Source organism: Pradoshia sp. Z5_111, assembly GCF_058267535.1.
In genome coordinates this window covers 200,971-223,208 of sequence record NZ_JBZCPQ010000002.1, presented here as the reverse complement: position 1 = coordinate 223,208, position 22,238 = coordinate 200,971, and the positions used below count along the sequence as shown (strand labels likewise).

25 protein-coding genes are annotated in these 22,238 nt (G+C 39.8%); 24 read left to right on the top strand and 1 reads right to left on the bottom strand.

All coding sequences use genetic code 11. The features are described from left to right. Positions 1-19 precede the first annotated feature (19 nt). From AC4D4A_RS05430 to fliS (AC4D4A_RS05355), 16 genes are all read left to right on the top strand, one after another. Positions 20-808 (top strand): DUF6270 domain-containing protein, encoded by a 789-nt coding sequence (locus AC4D4A_RS05430; protein ID WP_490994947.1) that lies wholly within the window; start codon positions 20-22, stop codon positions 806-808. Between the two features lie 720 nt (positions 809-1,528). Then, positions 1,529-2,221, top strand: coding sequence for a ComFC family protein (locus AC4D4A_RS05425; protein WP_490994946.1), 693 nt, complete (start codon positions 1,529-1,531; stop codon positions 2,219-2,221). A 64-nt stretch (positions 2,222-2,285) separates the two neighbouring features. Continuing rightward, complete coding sequence (locus AC4D4A_RS05420; protein WP_490994945.1) at positions 2,286-2,699, top strand: TIGR03826 family flagellar region protein; 414 nt, start codon at positions 2,286-2,288, stop codon at positions 2,697-2,699. Between the two features lie 226 nt (positions 2,700-2,925). Beyond that, entirely contained in the window at positions 2,926-3,189 is a 264-nt protein-coding gene (gene flgM / locus AC4D4A_RS05415) for a flagellar biosynthesis anti-sigma factor FlgM (RefSeq protein WP_490994944.1), read from the top strand. Between the two features lie 60 nt (positions 3,190-3,249). After that, on the top strand, positions 3,250-3,744 hold the full coding sequence (locus AC4D4A_RS05410) for a flagellar protein FlgN (RefSeq protein ID WP_490994943.1): 495 nt from the start codon (positions 3,250-3,252) through the stop codon (positions 3,742-3,744). Positions 3,745-3,765: 21 nt separating this feature from the next. Beyond that, positions 3,766-5,370 (top strand): flagellar hook-associated protein FlgK, encoded by a 1,605-nt coding sequence (gene flgK / locus AC4D4A_RS05405; protein ID WP_490994942.1) that lies wholly within the window; start codon positions 3,766-3,768, stop codon positions 5,368-5,370. 10 nt (positions 5,371-5,380) lie between these two features. Beyond that, a complete protein-coding gene (gene flgL, locus AC4D4A_RS05400; RefSeq protein WP_490994941.1) occupies positions 5,381-6,256 on the top strand; it encodes a flagellar hook-associated protein FlgL in 876 nt (291 codons plus the stop codon). An 80-nt stretch (positions 6,257-6,336) separates the two neighbouring features. Then, positions 6,337-6,915, top strand: coding sequence for a DUF6470 family protein (locus tag AC4D4A_RS05395; protein ID WP_490994940.1), 579 nt, complete (start codon positions 6,337-6,339; stop codon positions 6,913-6,915). A gap of 13 nt (positions 6,916-6,928) precedes the next feature. Then, on the top strand, positions 6,929-7,369 hold the full coding sequence (gene fliW / locus AC4D4A_RS05390; protein ID WP_490994939.1) for a flagellar assembly protein FliW: 441 nt from the start codon (positions 6,929-6,931) through the stop codon (positions 7,367-7,369). Between the two features lie 3 nt (positions 7,370-7,372). Then, positions 7,373-7,612: a carbon storage regulator CsrA gene (gene csrA, locus AC4D4A_RS05385; protein ID WP_139892170.1), complete on the top strand. Its 240-nt coding sequence runs from the start codon at positions 7,373-7,375 to the stop codon at positions 7,610-7,612. A 124-nt stretch (positions 7,613-7,736) separates the two neighbouring features. Further along, on the top strand, positions 7,737-8,510 hold the full coding sequence (locus AC4D4A_RS05380) for a flagellin N-terminal helical domain-containing protein (RefSeq protein ID WP_490994938.1): 774 nt from the start codon (positions 7,737-7,739) through the stop codon (positions 8,508-8,510). 306 nt (positions 8,511-8,816) lie between these two features. Continuing rightward, entirely contained in the window at positions 8,817-8,981 is a 165-nt protein-coding gene (locus AC4D4A_RS05375; protein WP_490994937.1) for a carbon storage regulator, read from the top strand. Between the two features lie 201 nt (positions 8,982-9,182). Next, entirely contained in the window at positions 9,183-10,076 is an 894-nt protein-coding gene (gene hag / locus AC4D4A_RS05370; protein WP_490994936.1) for a flagellin Hag, read from the top strand. A 135-nt stretch (positions 10,077-10,211) separates the two neighbouring features. After that, positions 10,212-10,571, top strand: a complete 360-nt coding sequence (flaG, locus tag AC4D4A_RS05365) for a flagellar protein FlaG (RefSeq protein ID WP_490994935.1) — start codon at positions 10,212-10,214, stop codon at positions 10,569-10,571. A 12-nt stretch (positions 10,572-10,583) separates the two neighbouring features. Then, positions 10,584-12,548: a flagellar filament capping protein FliD gene (gene fliD / locus AC4D4A_RS05360; RefSeq protein ID WP_490994934.1), complete on the top strand. Its 1,965-nt coding sequence runs from the start codon at positions 10,584-10,586 to the stop codon at positions 12,546-12,548. A 22-nt stretch (positions 12,549-12,570) separates the two neighbouring features. Beyond that, on the top strand, positions 12,571-12,972 hold the full coding sequence (gene fliS, locus AC4D4A_RS05355; RefSeq protein WP_490994933.1) for a flagellar export chaperone FliS: 402 nt from the start codon (positions 12,571-12,573) through the stop codon (positions 12,970-12,972). 68 nt (positions 12,973-13,040) lie between these two features. Here fliS (AC4D4A_RS05355) and AC4D4A_RS05350 read toward each other — a convergent pair whose 3' ends face one another. After that, a complete protein-coding gene (locus AC4D4A_RS05350; RefSeq protein ID WP_139892176.1) occupies positions 13,041-13,244 on the bottom strand; it encodes a hypothetical protein in 204 nt (67 codons plus the stop codon). Positions 13,245-13,480: 236 nt separating this feature from the next. Here AC4D4A_RS05350 and AC4D4A_RS05345 point away from each other — a divergent pair, with 236 nt between their 5' ends. The 8 genes from AC4D4A_RS05345 (at position 13,481) to secA (ending at position 22,097) form a co-directional block, all read left to right on the top strand. Further along, complete coding sequence (locus tag AC4D4A_RS05345) at positions 13,481-15,697, top strand: hypothetical protein (RefSeq protein ID WP_490994932.1); 2,217 nt, start codon at positions 13,481-13,483, stop codon at positions 15,695-15,697. After that, positions 15,694-15,993: an EscU/YscU/HrcU family type III secretion system export apparatus switch protein gene (locus AC4D4A_RS05340; RefSeq protein WP_139892178.1), complete on the top strand. Its 300-nt coding sequence runs from the start codon at positions 15,694-15,696 to the stop codon at positions 15,991-15,993. Before AC4D4A_RS05345 ends, AC4D4A_RS05340 begins: the two co-directional genes overlap by 4 nt. 42 nt (positions 15,994-16,035) lie before the next feature. Further along, positions 16,036-16,461: a flagellar export chaperone FliS gene (gene fliS, locus AC4D4A_RS05335; protein WP_490994931.1), complete on the top strand. Its 426-nt coding sequence runs from the start codon at positions 16,036-16,038 to the stop codon at positions 16,459-16,461. 20 nt (positions 16,462-16,481) lie between these two features. After that, positions 16,482-17,306 (top strand): flagellin N-terminal helical domain-containing protein, encoded by an 825-nt coding sequence (locus AC4D4A_RS05330; protein ID WP_490994930.1) that lies wholly within the window; start codon positions 16,482-16,484, stop codon positions 17,304-17,306. An 18-nt stretch (positions 17,307-17,324) separates the two neighbouring features. Then, positions 17,325-17,762 carry a YaaR family protein gene (locus AC4D4A_RS05325; RefSeq protein WP_490994929.1) on the top strand — a complete coding sequence of 146 codons (438 nt, stop codon included), beginning with the start codon at positions 17,325-17,327 and terminating at the stop codon, positions 17,760-17,762. A 68-nt stretch (positions 17,763-17,830) separates the two neighbouring features. Next, positions 17,831-18,184: a flagellar protein FliT gene (gene fliT, locus AC4D4A_RS05320; RefSeq protein ID WP_490994928.1), complete on the top strand. Its 354-nt coding sequence runs from the start codon at positions 17,831-17,833 to the stop codon at positions 18,182-18,184. 179 nt (positions 18,185-18,363) lie between these two features. Next, complete coding sequence (gene hpf / locus AC4D4A_RS05315) at positions 18,364-18,912, top strand: ribosome hibernation-promoting factor, HPF/YfiA family (RefSeq protein ID WP_066106072.1); 549 nt, start codon at positions 18,364-18,366, stop codon at positions 18,910-18,912. 680 nt (positions 18,913-19,592) lie between these two features. Beyond that, complete coding sequence (secA, locus tag AC4D4A_RS05310) at positions 19,593-22,097, top strand: preprotein translocase subunit SecA (protein WP_490994927.1); 2,505 nt, start codon at positions 19,593-19,595, stop codon at positions 22,095-22,097. Positions 22,098-22,238: the final 141 nt, after the last annotated feature.

Here is a 22,238-nt window from a genome sequence, read left to right as displayed (position 1 = left end):
ATATAAAAGGAGGATGTAGATGGGTAAAATCAAAGTATCAATTATCGGCTCTTGTGTTTCAAGAGAAGCATTTACTACTATTAATAATCCTGATTATAAAAAAATATATGAAATAGGTCCTGTTTCATTTCAGACATCTATTATAAGCTTTATAAGCACTCAGGTTAAAGAAGGGACTATAGATTTTCCGAACGAACTCTCTGAATATAAAAAGGGTGTACTTTCTACTGATATATACAAAAAGACTAGAACTGAAATAGTGGACTATCAACCGGATTATCTAATTTTGGACCTTTATGCAGATGTGCGATATGGTATAGTGAAAACAGGCGAAACATTTATTACAAATAATCCTTCAACATTACGCAAAACATCATTTTACAAAGAAAAAAAACACGATTATCACATACATTCAAATAATAAATTCAATGAGTTCTTCCCGATATTTAAAGAGAAATTTGCAGAGTTTATTGAATGGAAAAAAGAAAACATACCAAATACTAAATTAGTTCTTAATAAATTTAGATTTACAAAAGAGTATGCCAAAGGCAATAAGTTATACGAATTTGACCTTAGCAAGTATCCTTATCTAGACAAGGAGAATAGTAATTTCGAAGTTATTGAGACATTCCTTGAAGAAAATTATGATTTAAGAATAATCAACAATCTTAATGTTGATTATATTGGAGATGGGCAGCATCCTTATGGTGTAACTCCGTGGCATTTGGAAAAATCTTATCAAGAGAATTTTATGAAAGAAATAAACAAAATTGTTCTAACTGATTTCGTAGAGAATGAAAAGGATTAGAGCCTAATCCTTTTCCGACCAATAATACACAGAGTTATTCAAACGTCGTAGCTCTAAGGAAATTACAGTTAGTCACATATGCAAAATAACATTGCCGATGAGTTAAAACTATCTTCTATAACTCATCGGCTAGTTAAAAATATGCATATGGATAGCACTTGTTTGCTTAGTAAGATTGGTTTTTCTTTTTGAATGAAGCCTTTTGAAAGATATTTGTCTGCCCATTCTCCATACAGATGTCATCATGGATCTGGCTCCTAGGCTTCGCGTTGTATTTTCAAACATTCCACTCACAATCCTTTATGGAGTTTTTTGCCCCAGTTGTTTTATCCACTACTCACCAGCAGATGCGCTATTCAAAATCCTGTACTCCATGTAGAAAGCATATAAGAAAGGTGCCGCTGTTATTTATCTAACCGTAACTCCTTCGAAACGTTCGCAACACTTAGTCCAATATGCGAAAGGAACAGACTTCTTCTCCCTACTTGTTTTCCCAGACACTCTATCCCATTCTCTATTATAAAATGGGTTGGAAATGGGTAGTCTCATTTCAAAATATAAACTCCTCAGTGACTCTTGTAGATTGGCTGAAATACGCCATTGAGTGCAAAAGACATTTATTATTTTCTTCCCAAGTATTGTATCAATTGAAAGAACGCTTCCTCTATACCGGTTAATTCAGCAAATGATTAGGGAAGCCGTCAAAAGGGGGCTGCTGGATTGAAGATTTTCCAATCATCACTTTGTCTATATTGTCACAGCCCAATTCGTGAGAGTGCAGGCTGGGCGAATATCTTCTTTTTGGAGGAGGCTGATTTACTATGTCCGTCCTGTCGCGCCAGGCTTATACCAATTCAGGGGAATACGTGCTTGACTTGCTGTAAACCACTCCAGAAAACGGGGAGATGCTTGGATTGTGAGAGATGGCTGATGGATTCAATGTTTGGCCAAGCCCTTGATTATAATGTCTCCTTATATGCCTATAATTCGTTTATGAAGGATTTGATTGCCCGTTTTAAATATCGGGGTGATTATGAATTGGCACGTATATTTGCTGCCGAACTGCGTAAAAAAGCACCGAAGGTTAATCTTATCATTCCGATTCCGCTGAGTGACGAGCGCTTGAACGAGCGTGGGTATAACCAAGCTGAAGCAATCGGTATGATGGCTGGAATGGTATTAGAAAATGGGTTAGTTCGTGTACATGGTGAAAAACAGTCTAAGAAGAATCGGTATGAGCGTATCCATACGGAGCAGGTCTTTCGTATCCATCCTAAAGCCCTGGATTTTCAGGGTAAAACGATTCTTATACTGGATGATATTTATACGACAGGCTCTACCTTAAGGCATGCTGGTGCGCTTTTAAAGGAGGCAGGGGCAAAAAGTATCATTTCTTTGACGATTGCACGATAGCCTTTATCTTCGAAGAGAATATCCGATAAGTAATCTAAGAGCATTTCCCGAGGAGGTAAAGAATATGAATGAATTGACCAACTGTCCGACTTGCCAGGCTCTATTCGTGAAAAATCAATTTAGAGATGTATGTGAGAGCTGTTATAAAAAAGAAGAGGCCATTTATAATGAGGTATACCATTATATCCGTAAGCGAGAAAATCGCACGGCTACGATTGTTCAGGTGGTAAAGGCAACTGGTGTGGATGAGTCTTTGCTAATGAAATTTATCAAGAGCGGAAAGCTGCGTATTACCTCTAACCCTAATTTGGGCTATGCCTGTGGGCATTGCGGTTCCCTCATTCGAGAGGGACGCTTTTGTGAAGATTGCAGCGACAATCTACAGGCCGACCTTATGAGACATGAACGGGACGAGGAGCTCCAAAAAGAGATAGAGGAACGTGAGCGTCAAATGACCTATTACCGAAAAACGCATTAAAAATAAGTATTTAGGCCTGTTAAGTCCTTTTTGAATATTGCTTTTTTGTATGTCATAATTTTCATCATAGACAGTAAACAAATCACCCTTGTTGTCGATACTAATAGTAGATAAGCATGAAGGTCTTTTGCTGATCTGCCTGAGTCATTTGTAATCTGACTCAGATTAAAAGATCACCATAGACCTTGGAAGCTAGTGTGACGGAAGGGAAAGTGAGGAACGCGAAATGAAAATTAATCAACTTAATCAATATGGCGTAAATCCGTACCAAAAGGCAGTTAATAAAGCCGATACCTCCATGAAGCCTTCTCAGCTTGCCGATAAAGTAGAAATTTCCAGTGAAGCGAAAGAACTGCAGCAGCTATCGAGTGTAGAGGTTGAGCGTCAGGCTAAAATAGACGCAATTAAAAAGCAGGTAGAGAACGGCACCTATCAAGTAAATGTCAATGAAACAGCAAAAGGCGTATTGGATTTTTACTCAAAAAACTAAACCTGAAGCCAGTATGAGGCTTGTACTGGCTTTCTTTTTTTATATGGGGTGAACTAATTAATGTCAGCTCAATCTATCATTCAAACTCTTCAGCAGCTGGTCGATCTGCACAAAGAATTGAACCAAATGGCTCAGGAAAAAACAGTGGCTATTAAAGCAGAAGAGTTAAAGTCGTTAAGCAGCCTGCTTGTTCAGGAGAGGAAGCTAGTCGTTGCGATTGAACAGCTTGAGGATGTGCGGCAGAGTGATGTACATGCCTTTCTTAAAGAAAAGGGCGTGCAGGATGGAACCGCACTCTTATCAGAATGTATTCAATATGCTTCGGGAAATGAGCGAACAGAGCTTATCAGGCTGGGCGCTGAATTGCGAGAAGAGATTATGAGTTTAAAAGAACGGAATGAATTAAATCAGCAGTTAATCTATCAATCTTTGCAATTCGTGAATCTGAACTTAAACCTTATGTTACCAGAGACTGAGAGCTATACATACGACAGGCCGCAGGATTCAGAGGGCGCGGGAAAACAAAGTCAATCGCTATTTGATTCAAAGGCCTAAAAAGAAACAGGGGGAGCATTTATGACATCAACCTTTCATGGGTTAGAAACAGCCAGGCGCGGACTGACGACTCAGCAGGCTGCTTTATATGTAGTGGGCCAAAACGTTGCCAATGCCAATACACTCGGGTATTCACGCCAACGAGTTAATATGGCGGCGGAAACGGCTTACCCAAACCCGGGTATGAACCGCGAACAAATTCCTGGTCAAATGGGTACCGGTGTAAAAGCGGGCTCCATTCAGCGGGTTCGTGAAAGCTTTTTGGATGTTCAATATAGAAGCGAAAGTACGAAGCTAGGATATTGGACAGGGAGAGCGGAAGGGTTAAGCAAAATAGAGGATGTCATGGACGAGCTTAAGGGAACAGGACTTAGTGATTCCATTGATTCATTTTGGCAATCCATACAGGACTTGGCCACCAATTCTGTCAACTCAGGTGGTAAAGCTGTTGTACGTGAGCGGGGAATCGCGCTGGCAGATACATTTACCTATCTGAATAGCTCCCTAAAAATGGTCCGCACCGATTTGAAGAATGAATTGAATGTGACAATTGAAAAGGCCAATAGCATACTGGGAAGCATCGATCAGCTTAATAAACAAATTGCAGCGATTGAACCACATGGCTATTTGCCGAATGATTTATACGATTCCCGTGATCTGTTGATTGATGAGCTTTCCTCCATGATGAATATCAAGGTCGATTATGTGAAAAACGGCGGCAATTCAGAGGCGCAGGCAATGGGTTCGGCGGTCATAAAGCTGAACAATGGTACTGCTGAACCATTGACTTTGGTTGATTCTACTGCAGTTAATCCTATTACTCTAACGTTTAATGGGGAAGATGGTGCGGTGGATACCATTTCAATTGGCGGGAATGCGGTACCTTCTGCTACTTTTATCTCTGAGGGCAAGCTGCTGTCCCTTTTGCAAACATTTGGATATACAAATGCAGAAGGAAATCTGGCTGGGGATTTGCCGGATATGATCAAAGAGCTTGATCATATGGCCTATACTTTTGCGACAGAGTTTAATAAGGTTCATAAGGACGGCTTAAGTGCGAAGGAGCTTGCAGCCTGGAAAACAGCTCTCGAGAATGATCCAGCTGCGAAGATAGAAGATTTTAATGAAGATATTCTGTTCTTTGCTGATGAGAATAATGCTGAGCCTCAGAACGTCAAGGGCTTTGCCAGCCGCATTCGAATATCTGATGAAATAAAAGAAAGCTACGATTATATCGCTAATGCGTCCGTTGCTACTCCTAATGACGGTGATGCAAGCAATCTATTGAAGCTTGCGGATGTCTTTTATGAAAAGTTCAATTATAAGGATGCATTAGCTGACACTTCTCCAGCTGCTGAAAAAGAAAGTTTAGGGGCTTATCTGCAAAGTGTTATCGGAACATTGGCGGTTAAAACGGAACAGGCGGATCGATTATCTATGAACAGTGCGACCCTGCTGCAGAATGTCAGCGACCGACGTTCTTCCGTCAGTGCAGTTTCATTGGATGAAGAAATGACCAATATGGTTCAATTTCAGCAGGCATATAATGCATCCGCACGAATGATCACGATGATTGATGAATGTCTCGATAAAATAATCAACGGCCTTGGTGTCGGTGGCAGGTAGGTGAATATGTATGAGAGTCACGCAAAGTATGGTTGCAGCCAATTCTTTACGGAATATCAATAAGAGCTATGGATCGATGGCGCAGTATCTTGAGCAACTATCAACAGGTAAAAAGATTACAAAGGCCTCCGATGATCCGGTGATTGCCCAAAAGGGGATGTATTATCGGACAAGCCTGAATGAAGTAGAGCAATATAAGCGCAATTTATCGGAAGTTTATCTTTGGATGGACAACTCAGAGGCTTCGATGGATCAGGGAAACAAGAGCTTTCAGCGTATCCGGGAATTGATGATCCAGGCAAAAAATGATACAAACGAAACCACCGACCGGGAAGCCATCGCAAAGGAAATCGCTCAGCTGAAAGAGGATTTAGTATCAGTAGCGAATACACAGGTTGCCGGCCGTTATATTTTTAATGGAACGAGTGTGAATACAGCGCCTGTTACCTCCGATGCAAATGGAGTCGTGGTCAATTCAGAGAATGATCCTTATTTGGTGGAAGTATCAAGAGGAATTCAATTGAAGGCAAATGCAGATCCTTCTCAGCTATTCAGTCAGGAATTATTTAATACAATCGGAGATATTGAGAGCGAGTTATCAGCGGATGATATGGATCTTGATTCTTTACTCCAGAAATTTGATGGTTTGGTCACTACTTTTTCAGCGGAACGCTCCGACCTTGGCGCCCGCTATAATCGCCTTGAGCTATTGGAATCGAGAATAGATAACCAGGAGGTATTGGCGAAAAAAGTACTGAGCGAAAATGAAGATGTAGACATGGAAAAGGTCTATACGGATTTTATTACGCAGGAAAGTGTGCACAGAGCTGCTTTGCAAATGGGAGCAAGCATCATTCAGCCAAGTTTGGTTGATTTCTTACGCTAAATATAGATGAGTTGACTCTGGTTGCCCATTGGCCAATTGGGTCAACTCTTTTTGTATGTAAAGAGGAGGTAAGATAATCCATGCCTATTGCCCAATTGCAAATGAACTCAACGTCAGCGCAGCTTGGCTATCAAATCACGAGCATTAAACAAACCATTGAACAGCCGCCTGCAGAAGTATCCATAGAACAGCCCAGAGCGGTCATGAACATTCAACATCGACCTGCCAGACTGACAATCGATCAAACAAAAGCAAGGGAGGATGTCAATCTCTTTAGTGCCCTCCGTCTTAATGAGAAATTTGCCCAGGAAGGACACCAGGCTTGGCTTCAATCATTGGCTGCCAATGCTGAGGAGGGTAAGCAAATGCTGCAAATTGGGAATGGCAGTGACCCATTAGCGATGATCGCTAAACAAAATACAACTCGCCCCTCCTATAATTCAAGGCTCGCATTTCTGCCATCACATGGGAGTGTGCGGATTCATTATGACCCTGGCTCGGTGGAGGTAGATATACAGCCTCAGAAAGTGAATATTCAGATACAGACTCACCAGCCAACGATCAATTATATTCCAGGTAGTATAAGCTATTATATGAAACAATATCAATCTCTTGAGTTTTTTATAGCCAATCAAAATCCATTCGAAATGAAACTATAGGGGTGAAGCTAACGTGAAGCTGACAACAAAATATCATGGTGAGCAAGTAATTGAAGAAAAAGATATCATTACCTTTGATGAAGGTATTCCCGGTTTTGCGAACGAACAGAAATTTGTGCTTCTTCTTTTAACAGATGATCAGTCCTTCTTTGTGCTTCAGTCTATGAAGACACCGAATCTAGCGTTTGTGGTTACAAGTCCGTTCTTAACCTACCCCGATTATGAATTTAAATTAGATGATGAAATTGTAGAAACATTAGGAGTAACAGAGGAACATATGACGGTGTTTTCAATTGTGACGGCAAGGGATCCTTTCGAGGAGTCGACGATTAATCTTCAGGCTCCGCTTATTATTGATACGAAAAAGGGTAAAGGGAAACAAATCATTCTGAATCAAACAAACTACCAAACGAGAACACCTTTATTTCCAAAAGTAGAAAGCAAGGGGGAGTAAAGTATGCTTATTCTATCGAGGAAAAAGGATGAATCTATATTAGTAGGTTCCGATATTGAAATTACCGTTGTTTCTGTACAGGGCGATCAGGTTAAGCTTGGCATTAAAGCCCCAAAGCAAGTCGACGTCTATCGGAAGGAACTATTTGAGGAAATCCAGCATGAAAATGTAGAAGCAGCCGAGATTACGGTTAATATTGGGGATTTGATTAATAACTCTAAAAATAGGACCAAAGACTCATAGAGAGCAATTAAAATCACCCGATACAAATAGTGTACAAGAGAAGGAAAGACGGCCGCTTTTCTACTTATGTACATAAAAAGGACCACATGGACGTGATCCGTTAAATCAGGGAGGATTTTTTATTATGATTATTAATCACAATATTGCAGCTTTAAACACGCACCGCCAATTGAGTGTCGCTAACAATGCACAAGCTAAAAACATGGAGAAATTATCTTCAGGCCTACGTATTAACCGTGCCGGAGATGATGCTGCTGGTCTATCCGTTTCCGAAAAAATGCGCAGTCAATTACGTGGTTTAGATCAAGCATCACGTAATAGCCAGGATGGTATCTCTTACCTGCAAACAGCTGAAGGTGCTTTAACTGAAGTATCTGCAATGGCTCTTCGTTTAAAAGAATTGGCTGTTCAAAAGGAAAATGGAACTTACAATACGGATGACGTGGAAAATATTGATTTAGAGATGGCAGCTTTAGGTACAGAAATCAATAATATTATTGGTACGACAGAATTCAATGGTAAAAATGTTTTCGCAACTGAGGTTGACATTACGGTAACAGAAGATGCCGCGGTTAAATTGACAATTGCAGCTGCGACATTAGATTCAACAAAAGGCTTAACTTCTACTAGTACAGTAGCAGATATTGATACAGCTATTGCTGAGATCAATTTACAACGTGCTACATACGGTTCTCAGCAAAACCGTCTAGAGCATACGATTAATAATTTGAATACAACAAATGAAAACTTAACTGCTTCTGAATCTCGTATTCGTGATGTGGACATGGCAAAGGAAATCATGGAGCAAACGAAAAACTCCATTCTTTCTCAAGCTTCTCAAGCAATGCTTGCACAAGCTAATCAAACACCGCAAAACGTGCTTCAATTGCTGCGTTAATTTTATAGAAATCGGAATCCTCTATGGGTTCCGATTTTTTTATTATAAAAAATGTTAAAATTTTATATTAAAACTATTAAATGTTAAAATAAGTTTCCGATATAGATTATGTAAGAGAAACAACCCGAAAAAATTTCATACTGAATACTCAGGACGAGTAAATATTTCTTATTGAATCTTCGCAGGACGCGAATGTGAGATAGGGGATGTTTACTTTTTTTATGTGTACTAAAGCATAAGGAGGGTAATGTTCTCTATGGGGGTCTTACAAACTGATCACTTTTCTCAAGGAGGAGGACCACAACTATGCTAGTACTTGGTAGAAGACCTGGTGAATTTATAAAAATTGGCGATGACATCATCGTTAAGGTCGTTAAAAGTGAAGATGGACACCTTCGCTTAGCTATTGATGCCCCCAAACACGTAAAAATTACGCGTGGGGAACTATTAGATAACAAACAAAACAAATAGATTCCTATTTGCTCATGGACGAGCGGTACTAAACTACGATGCAGGAAGCATCCCAGTTTCAGAACCGCTCGTCTTTTTTCATCTCGTTATTACTGGAAACCCCCATCCTAGGCAACGGGCCAGTTTCCATTAATATATAAATTTAAAAATCTAACAGGTGGAAAAGGAAGTCCACCTACACATTCCAAGGAGGAAAATGAAATGATTATCAATCACAATATCACAGCTTTAAACACACACCGTCAGTTGGGTGCGGCTACAAATGCACAATCTAATTCAATGGAGAAATTATCTTCTGGGCAACGTATCAATAAAGCAGGCGATGATGCAGCAGGTTTAGCAATCTCTGAAAAAATGCGTGCACAAGTACGTGGGTTGGATATGGCGTCAAAAAATGCACAAGATGGAATCTCTTTGATTTCAACTGCAGAAGGTGCATTAAATGAAACTCATGATATTCTACAACGTATGCGTGAGCTTGCTGTTCAATCTTCCAATGATACGAATACTGAAATAGACCGTGGAGAACTTCAAAAAGAACTAGACCAATTAGTGGAAGAGATTGATCGTATTGCTGGTAATACAGAATTTAATACTCAGAATCTTTTAGGTGAAAAAAATGAAGATGGAACATTTACAGGAGCTGCAAAAGAGTTCACGTTCCACATTGGTGCTAACAAAGGTCAAAGTATTAAGATTTCTATTAATTCCATGGATTCAGGAAGAATTGGAACAAGTGGTGATGGTGATAAAATAAGCTCACTAAAATCTGATTCCACCGATCCTGCTAAAGCTGGTGCACTTACAACTCAGGCAACAGCGGATGCAGCTATTACTACTATCAATGATGCTATCGAAATGGTTTCTTCAGAACGTTCTAAATTAGGTGCTTCACAAAACCGCCTAGAACACACTATAAACAATTTGAACACTTCATCTGAAAACTTAACTGCTGCGGAATCTCGTATTCGTGACGTTGATATGGCGAAAGAAATGATGGAACAAACTAAAAACTCTATCCTTTCTCAAGCAGCTCAAGCAATGCTTGCTCAAGCTAACCAACAACCACAAAACGTGCTTCAATTGTTACGTTAATCAATAAATGAGAGGAACCTTTTCGGGTTCCTCTTCTTTTTATTCCCCCATTATTCTTACTTTTCCTCTTAATATCTCTCTCATCCTACCGATATACCTTATAACAGTGAACTGAATAGTTGGAGGTGCGAGATGGTGAATGGTATTTCGGCTGATGTTGGTCATTTGGCTCCACAGTCTTTTGCTAAAAGTTCTGGTCCTATAAAAGAGCAGGCTTTGATTCAAAACGTTATTCCTCAACAAGAGCAGTCACCTATGACAGATGTACAAATGAAAGAGAAGCTTACAGAAACGACGGAAGCTATGAATAAATTTATAGGACCGATGCATGCGTCTTTAAAATTCGAGTTTCACGAGGATCTAAATGAATATTATGTAACCGTGATTGATGATACAACAGGCAATGTGCTGCGGGAAATTCCTCCAAAGAAGATGCTTGATATGTATGCAGCTATGGTAGAAAACATGGCTTTGTTTGTAGACAGAAAAGTTTAAGGATGTGAAAGAATGCGTATTTCCGGTTTAGCTAGTGGCATAGATACAGACACGATGGTGAAACAGCTGATGCAGGCTGAAAGAATCCCTTTAGATAAATTAAAGCAAAATAAACAGACACTTGAGTGGAAACGTGATGATTACCGTTCTATCAATACACTGTTAACAAATTTTCGCCAAGATGTATTGAATATGAAGATGAGTTCTTCCTATCGTTCCAGGACGACAAGTAGTACGAATGATGCAGCGGTTACAGCCACCGCAACATCTGGAGCTAGCGCAACTAGTTATCAATTATCCGATGTTAAGCTGGCGAAAGCTGCTTCTCTTACAACTAAAGCATTGTCCGGTACAAATCCAAAGTTAGATTCCAGTAAATCTCTGGAGTCTATGTCGGGCAGCTTTTCTTCAGCTATCGAATGGAAAACAGGTGTGGTCGAAACACAAAAGTTTACAACCAACGGGTCACCCATTGATCTTAAATTACCGGACACTGTAACTATTCAAAATGATCAAGTTCAAATTAAAGTGGCAGGAAAAGTGTTGCAGCAATATTCGAAGGATGCCGATGGTAATGACGTTACAAATTATACGATTGATAAAGGAACTGTTACATTCGAAAATAATATTCCTGCATCAGGGTTAGCCATCGAAGTAAACTATGTGACAGATAAAAAGGTAGAAAAAATCTCTATAGCTAAAGATGCCTCAAGCTTTCAACTTTCTAAAGCAGCCATTAATGAAGGGTCTATGACCCTGAAAGTTGGGGGAATTTCTGTTACGCCTGACGAAAATGGAGAGTTTAGTGTTGGTACTATATCTGGTACGGTAAATTTCAAAACAGGTAAGGTTGATTTTAAAACTGCTGCAAGTGAGGATATAGAAATAGAGGCTGAGTATACGAAAAAATATACTGCCATGAACATGAAGACTACAACCTCAAGTGGAGAGATGAGTGAAACATTTTTTATTACTTCTGATCAATCACTTGATAATGTTATCAGTAAAGTGAATTCATCAAAGCTTGGATTAAACATGTTCTATGATTCATTTACAGACAAAATATCTATGACAAGAAAAGAAACAGGTACCTTTTCCGCAGATTTGAAGGATATTCAAATAGATAATTCATCATTAGCTCAAGCCCTTCAATTGACTTCAGCTGATTACAAAGCAGGTGCCAATGCGTTATTAAAAATTAATGGCCTAGAGACTCAGCGGACAAGCAACACCTTCACCATGAATGGTGTCACATTCACACTTAAGAGTGAATTTACTGAAGCGGTAACGGTTGGAATTAATAATGATACGACTAAAGTGTACGACAACATAAAGGGCTTTGTAGATAAATACAACGAATTGATTGCAACAATCCAAAGCAAAGTCAGTGAGGAACGCAATCGAAATTATTTACCTTTAACTGATGATGAACGTGATAGTTTGAGTGAAAAAGAGGTTGAGAAATGGGAAAATATTGCGAAGACAGGAATGCTGCGCAATGATTCTATTTTGAATGGAGCTTTAAACTCCATGCGGGGGAGCTTTTATAGTTCAGTTAACACATCAACAGGTATGTATTCCTCTTTAAGCAGCATCGGAATCACAACCACCTCAGATTACATGGCAGGTGGTAAACTCGAAATCAATGAAACAAAACTAAAACAGGCTTTAGAGGATGACCCTGAAAGTGTAGAAGCTTTATTTGCTTCGGAGGATGGGATTTTATCAAAGCTGCAAAACAATATATCTGCTGCTACTGACCAGCTGAAGACAAGAGCAGGAACATCATTATCGACCAATGCTACGTTTACGATGGGCAGAGATTTAACGAATATTGATGATCGTATCAGTCGATTTGAGGACAGGCTAGTCCAGGTAGAGAATCGCTACTATAAACAATTCACTGCGATGGAAAAAGCAATTCAACAGGCAAACAGCCAATCAGGCTATTTATCATCCATGTTTGCGACTGGTTAATAAAAAAGGAGTGTACGTATAAATGGCAATACAAAATCCGTATCAGGCTTATCAAACGAATACTGTAACCACCGCTTCTCCGGGAGAGTTAACGCTAATGCTGTATAATGGCTGCCTGAAATTTATTAAAGCCGCACGAGTTGCGATGGAATCGAAACAAATCCAAGCCAGACATGAGAATCTTTTGAAGGCGCAAAATATCATTAGTGAATTACGAATCACCTTAAATATGGATATGCCAATCTCTCAAAATATGATGGCGATGTATGATTATATTAATAGTCGGTTGATAGAGGCGAATACTAAAAATGATCCAGCTATGTTGGACGAGGCCGAGGAATTGGTTTTGGAGTTCCGTGATACATGGAAGCAGGCTATTCAACTTAATCGACAAAAGCAATATACCTCAGGCGGACATGCCTGATTCTAATAAAGAAGGGCTGAAAGATGAAGAGAATTGTTCATCTTTCGGCCCTTTTCTTCTATTATTATTTATTCGACTATATCCTGATCTTCTATATGAGTGATCCACATGTGATGCACACTATTAATAATACCAATCATGAGAATTTGCACAGATCCAAGAATGGCTAAGTTCAATCCTTGCAATCTTCCAGTTATGAAAGAATAGATGTTAAATATGATTAATACAACTAGTAAGCCATTTAGTATATGGATACTTTTACCCCTTTTCATTTCTCATCCTTCTTCCATTTTGATTAAAAATCCTTATGTGTTATTTATACCCATTATTGCCGATTATTTCTGCAGAAGCAAGCGTTTTGTTACATATTAGGAATTTTTTGTTCTTTTTAACGAATGTTGGTATTTGAATAATCTAGGAAATTATGTCTATTTCTTTATCAAAAACTAATGTTTGTAGGCAATTTACCGATAAAAAGAATAAGGAATTTGGACGGAGAGTGAACGCAATGCAGATTCAAGCAATCCAGTCGGGGCATAGCTTAAACGGAAAAAGTAATCAATATTCAGTTGGACAGATCCAGTCCGTAACCATTAAAGAACGGGTTTCCGCCAATACAGCTGTTGTTTCTTTAAAAGGGAAAGAGATGAGCATGACGTTTGAAAACGGAGTGCCGGCACAGAACAAGGCTCAAGTTGAGATTACGGCCATTGAAAATGATCAATTAACGGTTAAAACTCTTTCAACAAGTCAGCCTGCAGTAGAAGGGCAAGCGCCTACCAAGGTTGAAGAGATTCTGAAAGCGGCTGGTGTAGATCCATCTAATAAAGACGTACGTCAGGCTGTGCAAATTTTACAGGAAAAAGGGTATCCGCTATCTAAAGATAGCATTCAAACGATTCAGCGCTTTATGAATACAGAGGCGGGGACAGTGGAGCAAAAATTAGCTACCATTACGGCTTTAGCGGAGCGTCAATTAGAGGTACGCAATCATGAGCTGAGAGCAATTCACTCTGCCTTGCATGGTGAATCGATTGGGAAGATGGTTAGTGAGATTGGCAAAGAGCTTCCAGGGATTTCGAGGGTTTCTACACCTTCTATTCATGTGCCGATAACTACAATCCGCGATTTAAAATCAGCCATTTTACACCAACAGGATTCTGCCAAAATCACTGAACAGGTGATGAAATTTATAAAGGATTCACCGGATCTTTCTCAAGCTGAAAAAAGTGCCATCTTAAAATCTCTGCAGACTGGTAAAGAAGCTTTAATTCAAACTCTTTCCATTATTGAACAAAGCAAGGGGGCAGTCTCTTCTGTGAACATGGAGGTTTCGGTTCATGGCAAGGAAGTAATGGATTTGATGAAAAGTGTTCAAAAGGATTCTTCCATGGCGGTGGTATTGGCAAAAGCAACGGAATTTCTGAGTGGTGAATCTGCCAAACTATTTGAAGGTATTGAACGTCTGACAGGAGTAGTTGAAAAGGCAACAGAGCTTGTGTCCAAGGGAAGAGAATTGTCAGCGCGCAAAGAGTTGATGACGGCATTATCCACCCTGCAGGAGAAAAACCCACAATTAATGGATGTAAAACCGGCCAATTCAATATCCGAATCTGAGCAGAATGCAATCAATCAGACTATTCAGGGGCTGAATCTCTCATCAAAAGATGTAATCGTTACTGAAATTAGTAAAAAGCTTTCCCAGCTTACGATCGATTTTAAATATATAAAAAGAGAGATTACGAGAAATTTGGATCAGTCTATCAGAATGCTGGAGCAAAAACAGCCTCAGGTTAAGCAGGTTTTGGAATCTACCATTAAGCAGCTGGATCAAGTTATTTTAAAGGGTGAATTCATGCTTTATACCGATATGTCGACGGAGAAGAAGCTCCTGCAGGCTAGCAGCAGATTGCAGGAAGCAAAGGCTTTACTTATGAGTGGAAAGTTACCTGAAGCGAACCAGATTGTGAAGGATGTTAAAGCATCGGTTGAGGGGCTTTTGTTTAAACCGTCTGATGTGAAAGTGAAGCATTTTGTGGCAGGTATGACGAGTGACACCGGTGAAGATGTATTTACCCAAACGGCAAAGCCTGAGCAGTCTGGACGGAATGTGTTGGAGTTGATTCGAAAACTTGGGATGATGAATGAACATGAGGTGGCGAAATCTGTTTTGAATGGAAAACAGCCGGAAATACCGCAAACTTTAAAGTCCTCTCTGCTTTCGCTCTTGCAATCTGACCAGCTTAATCCGAAGCTGGCTCAGCAGGTGGAACAGGCTGTTCAAAATTTAACCGGTCAGCAGCTTCTAGCTAAGCCTGATTCATCCGGAATGCAGAATCTGGCCATGCAGCTTCCGCTTTTACTGCATAAGGAAGTTGAGAATGTGAAAGTTTTTGTAAACTCTCAATCTGATAAGGATCAAATTGATTGGGAGAACTGCAGTCTTTATTTTGTAATGGAGACCAAGCGTCTTGGTGAGATTGGAATTTCGCTGACGGCGACCAATCGAAATTTGTTTCTAACCTTTAAAAGTGATAAGGATGATTTGCAGCAATCTATGACTCGGATATCGGATTCAGCGCTTGATCGGTTCAAGGAAATTGGTTATTCGATTGGCTCGGTTCAATTTAAACCAATGACCGTGGAAACGAAGAACTCAGAACGAGAGGCAAGTCCAATAGCCCAAACAGCCTCTACGAAAAAGGGGTATGACATAACGATATGAGACAGCAATATTTCAATCAAATGAACCGTAAAAAAATGAATGGACCGACAGCTGCCGTTATCAGATACGATGAACAAAATGGAGAGGCACCACAGCTGGTCGCTCAGGGAACTGGGGAAGTAGCCAGAAGAATTATTGAAACGGCTAAGAAAAATGATATTCATCTGCAGGAGGATGAGTCATTGGTCAGCCATCTTTTGGACATTGACCTTGGAGATTCAATTCCTCCACAGCTTTATGCAGTGATTGCTGAAATCCTCCTTTTATTAGAAGAGCTCGATAAACAATATAACTAGCCCGTCGATATATAAAATAAGAGGATATGGAGGTTTTTGTGAATGGAATTTTTAACAGAGGAACTTATTGTGCAAAAATCATCTCAGGAATTAACGGCATTGCTGTATGAAGGATTATTAACCAATTTATATGAAGCTATTGATCAAATAGATGAGTCTGATTTGTTTCAGGCTAATAAAAGCCTGCAGAGAGCCGGTGATATCGTTCATAGACTTGGTGTGGGACTTCGGTATGAAGCAGGCCCAATTACGGAGAATTTGGACACCCTTTATAATTTCCTGGCTGATGAGCTGATCCGGGTAAATCTAACGAAAAATACGGATAGCATTTCATTCCTGATTAAAATCGTTGAGACTCTATCCACAGCCTGGAATGATGCCATGCAACTAAAAAATAATGCAAAGACTGATTCGTTAATTAAGATGGTATCAGCCTATGAAAATAACGTGATGAGGAAAAAATTCTAATAGAATGAGGGAGCATTTCCATGAAAATTAATCATAATATATCTGCCTTGAATGCCTATCGTAATCTATCAACTAATACAACCAATACAAATAAAAGCTTAGAAAAGCTATCATCCGGACTTCGTATTAATAAAGCTTCGGATGATGCAGCGGGACTAGCTATTTCAGAGAAAATGCGTTCACAAATCCGCGGTCTAAATATGGCGGAACGAAATACCCTTGATGGGGTTTCTCTCATTCAAACAGCAGAAGGATCCTTGTCATCTGTCCATGAAATGCTGCAGCGTATGAGAGAATTAACCGTTCAAAGCGCGAATGGAACGTATACGAATGAAGATCGTGATGCAATCCAGGAGGAATTTAGTCAGCTAACAGCAGAAATTGATCGTGTGAGTGAGACGACTGAGTTTAATAGTGCGAAGCTATTAGATGGAAGCCAATCAGAATTTAGTTTTCAAATAGGAGCCAATGCAGGCCAAACGATTGAGTTAACGATAAATAAAATGAATGCTGAAGAACTTGGATTAGGAACCGCCGATGTACCATTAAATGTGAAAACAGCAAATGCTGCCAATGTTGCTCTTTCAAAAGTTGATGCTGCAATCGCGGCCGTTTCTGCAGAGCGTTCCAACTTAGGTGCGATGCAGAATCGTTTGGAGCATACGATTACGAATTTACAAACAATGAGTGAAAACGTAACCTCTGCAGAATCACGGATTCGCGATGTAGACATGGCTCTTGAGATGACTGAGTTCACAAAGAATACCATTTTAAATCAGGCAGCGCAGGCCATGTTAGCACAAGCCAACCAGCTTCCACAGGGTGTGCTACAATTATTGAAGTAACAAAGTTGAGGTGATCTCATGGAGGTACAACGAGTAGGCAGGACTGGTTTGCAAAAGATCAGTTCTAAGGAAGAGATAGCGAAGGATTCCATTGCCTTTAAAGAGGTTATGGGAACACGGCGCAATGATCTGACTCTTGATCGATTGACACGGAAACTGCAGGAGATTGAGGAGCAGGGGAAAAGGCTCGGTGAAACTCAATCGATTGATCATTTACGAAAATATAAGAAGCTTGTAAAAGAGTTTTTAGATGATGCCGTAAAAAATGGGCTGCAGTTAGAGGAGCATCGCGGTTTTAATCATCGTGGATCCGCAAAGGTGTATAAGCTTGTCAAAGAAGTAGATAAAAAGCTGGTTGACCTCACAAATGCAGTCCTTGATAAGGAAGATAAACGTATACATTTATTAAGCATGATTGGCGAAATCCAAGGAATGCTCATTAATATTTATACGTAATGGGGGTTTGGCCTTGGCTTTTACAGAAGTCAGGGCTTTTTTAAATGGGAGACAGAGGAGCTCGGTTTATGATGAGTGCACTGCGGGAATATTTTCAGGTAACAAAGGAAGCGATAGAGGTATTAAGTGATTTGAGCTGGGAAAGAGATCGCGAGATCGCTATTTCCAGGCTGGATGAAATCATTCGCATTCGGGAAAGTCTGCAAAAAGACATACAGCCTCCTTTTACTGACGAGGAAAAAAAGCTTGGCGAGTTATGCGTGAAGCTGAATGAAGAACTGGCGAAAGCAATGGCCAAACGGAGAATGGAAGTGGCTCGGAACCTTAAAATGGTACGGAAGCAAAAGCAGCATAATCAAAAATATGCCAATCCCTATGAGGCGATTTTGACAGATGGAGTTTATTACGATAAGAGGAAATGATTACCTCAAATGAATTATCATGAGAAGTAGTGCTTTTTTTCTGTTGAATAGGGTATACTATATATGAATTCCTTGAAAATCCTGAATATTTAAACTTGAATAAATTGTCGATATAGGCAGGATTTTTTAAAGGGATTAGAGAATATTATAGTTATAGAGTAGAAAAGGAGGACTCACTTATGAATTATAACATTCGTGGTGAAAACATTGAGGTAACTCCAGCAATCAGAGAATATGTAGAGAAAAAAATCGGAAAATTGGAAAGATACTTTACAGAAACACCTGATGCAAACGTACATGTCAATCTGAAGGTGTACAATGATAAAACAACAAAAGTTGAAATCACTATTCCGCTACCTAACCTAGTGCTACGTGCAGAGGAAACAAATACAGATATGTATGCAGGTATCGATTTAATTAACGATAAATTGGAAAGACAAATTCGTAAATATAAAACAAAAGTTAACCGTCGTTCTCGCGAAAGCGGTAAAGAGCTATTCACATTCCCAGCTGGAGAAGTCGGGGTTGAGCAAGAAGAGGATGATAAATTAGAAGTTGTGCGTGTGAAACGCTTTGACCTTAAACCAATGGACAGCGAAGAAGCAATTCTTCAAATGGACATGCTAGGACACAATTTCTTCATCTATACTGATGCAGAAACTGACGGCACTCACATCGTTTACAAACGTAAAGATGGCAAATATGGTTTAATTGAAGCACAAAGCTAATTTTATACTTGATAATGGGCAGCTCCTGTAAGGGGGCTGCTTTTTACGTAGAGTTGGAGGATGGCGTGTGCAAATGGTTCAGCTGCTATCGTTCTTCTATAAGTATTTTCTGCTTATAATCTAGGAAACTCGCTCAATCATGCATATATTCGCTCAATCATCGAATATATCGCTCAATCAAGTGGACTTTCGCTCGATTATTTATTGATTCGCTCAAATAATTCGTAATTCGCGCATATAATTTCATTTTCGCTCAATTGTTCCCGTTTTTCGCTCAATTACAGCCAAATTTGCACAATAATGTACTCAATCTCTTTCAGAGAGTCCTATTTAATTCATAGTTTGGAGTTATTAAGCTGTTTTATACAAAGAATAACCGCTTTTGATCAATCTTTCCTTTCATTACCACTCCACCCTCGTATTCGAATACATTTCCCATGCCTGATTTCTTAAAAGTTCAATTTAGATTCCTCTTCTAAGATTTTAAGAGTGTGAACATGGCATAAAGTATATTTTGAGGTAAAATAACCCAAAAATATCATGTGTGTACTTACTCCTTCTGTTGTTTTGTCCATTTGTAAGTGTTACTATTAATGTGAAATTTAAAAATATGAACGATTATTAATCTATATCATTCTAGGGCTAATGAACCCTGTACAAATAAGAGGAGAGACTGCTTAATGGGGATTTTGAGTAAATTGTTTGACCCTAATAAATCTGAGCTTAAACGCCTGAATAAGGCTGCAAATAAAATAGAAGATTTGGCATCTGCCATGGAAGCTTTGTCTGATGAAGAGCTGTCTGCTAAAACAGTGGAATTTCAAGAACGTTATGCTAATGGAGAAAAACTCGATGATCTACTGCCTGAAGCATTTGCGGTAGTCAGAGAAGCATCACGCCGTGTACTTGGCTTATATCCTTTCCATGTTCAATTAATGGGGGGTATTGCCCTTCATGAAGGTAATATTTCTGAGATGAAAACAGGGGAAGGTAAAACATTGACTTCCACTATGCCTGTTTACCTAAATGCGATTACTGGTAAAGGTGTTCATGTCATTACAGTCAATGAATACTTAGCAAGCCGTGACGCCACTGAGATGGGGCAATTATTTAACTTCCTTGGACTTTCAGTCGGTTTAAACCTTACTGGTATGAGTCGTGAAGAGAAACAGGAAGCGTATAATGCCGATATTACCTATGGTACAAATAACGAGTTTGGGTTCGATTATTTACGTGACAATATGGTGCTGTATAAGGAACAGATGGTACAGCGTCCGCTTCATTATGCTGTAATAGATGAGGTTGACTCCATCCTGATTGATGAAGCACGTACGCCATTGATTATCTCTGGTTCCGCTCAAAAATCGACTCAGCTATATATACAGGCGAATGCTTTTGTTCGTACGTTATCAAAAGAAAGAGATTACACATATGACGAAAAGACAAAAGGTGTTCAGCTGACTGAAGAAGGAATGAGCCGTGCTGAGAAAGCATTCGGCATTGATAACTTATTCGATATTAGCCATGTTGCCTTGAACCATCATATTAACCAGGCGTTAAAAGCGCACGTTTCCATGCATTTAGATGTGGATTATGTGGTTCAGGATGGCGAGATTGTCATCGTTGACCAATTTACCGGACGTCTAATGAAAGGTCGCCGTTATAGCGATGGCTTGCATCAGGCGATCGAAGCGAAAGAAAACCTCGATATCCAGAATGAAAGCATGACACTTGCGACGATTACGTTCCAAAACTACTTCCGTATGTATGAAAAGCTTGCTGGTATGACTGGTACAGCGAAGACTGAGGAAGAGGAATTCCGTAATATTTATAATATGAATGTTATTGCGATTCCAACGAACCGCGACATCGTGCGTGATGACCGTGCAGATTTGATTTTTGGCTCTATGGAAGGTAAATTCAAAGCGGTCGTTGAGGATATCGCTGAACGCCATGCGAAGGGTCAGCCAGTCCTGGTTGGTACAGTAGCGATTGAAACGAGTGAATATGTATCTGAATTATTGAAGAAAAAAGGAATTCCGCATAGTGTCCTGAATGCGAAGCAGCATGAACGAGAAGGAAATATCATCCTTGATGCCGGTCAGCCAGGTGCCGTAACAATTGCTACGAATATGGCGGGCCGTGGTACAGATATCAAGCTTGGTGAAGGTGTGAAGGAAGTCGGGGGTCTTGCGGTCATCGGTACGGAGCGTCATGAAAGCCGCCGTATTGATAATCAGCTGCGTGGACGTTCCGGTCGTCAGGGAGATCCTGGGGTTACACAATTCTATCTTTCATTAGAAGATGAGTTGATGCGCCGTTTTGGATCTGACAATATTAAGAGCATGATGTCCCGTCTCGGTATGGAGGATGACCAGCCGATTCAAAGTAAAATGGTATCCAAAGCAGTTGAATCTGCGCAAAAACGAGTTGAAGGTAATAACTATGATGCCCGTAAACAATTGCTTGAATATGATGATGTACTTCGTCAACAACGTGAGATTATTTATAAGCAGCGTTTTGATGTACTATCAAGTGAGAACCTGCGTGAAATCGTAGAGACTATGATTCGTTCCTCTCTGCAGCGCAATGTCTATGCCTTTGCGCCTGATGTGGAAAGTGAAGAGTGGAATATTGAAGGCTTGCTTGATTATGTCTATGCCAATCTTCTGCCTGAAGGTACTTTTAATGCTGAGGAATTAAAAGAGCTTGACGGGGAAGAATTAATTGAATTAATTTATGGCAAAATCATTGAAAAATATAATGAGAAGGAAGAAGAGCTTTCTTCTGAGCAAATGCGTGAGTTTGAAAAGGTCATTGTCCTGCGTGCGGTCGATAGCAAGTGGATGGATCACATTGATACAATGGAACAATTGAGACAGGGTATTCATTTACGTGCCTATGCTCAAATCAATCCGCTCAATGAATATCAGCAAGAAGGCTTTGCGATGTTCGAAGCCATGGTTTCTGCGATTGAGGATGATGTGGCTAAATACATCATGAAAGCTGAGATCCGCAATAATCTCGAGCGTGAAGAGGTTGTGAAAGGACAAGCTGTTAATCCGAAGGGTGATGAAGGAGAGACAGTTAAGAAAAAGCCAAAACGTAATGAAGAATCCGTTGGGCGTAATGCACCTTGTCCATGCGGAAGCGGCAAGAAATATAAGAATTGCCATGGAAGATAAATAAGACATGTCAGTATCTTTAAACGACGTTGACGCGTATAATAAGATATGTTAAATAAAGAGGGACGGCTTCAGATAGGCCGGCTCTCTTTTTTCCTGAAAAGGAGATTTTAATTGTAAGTAACAAGCTTTGTAAAAATA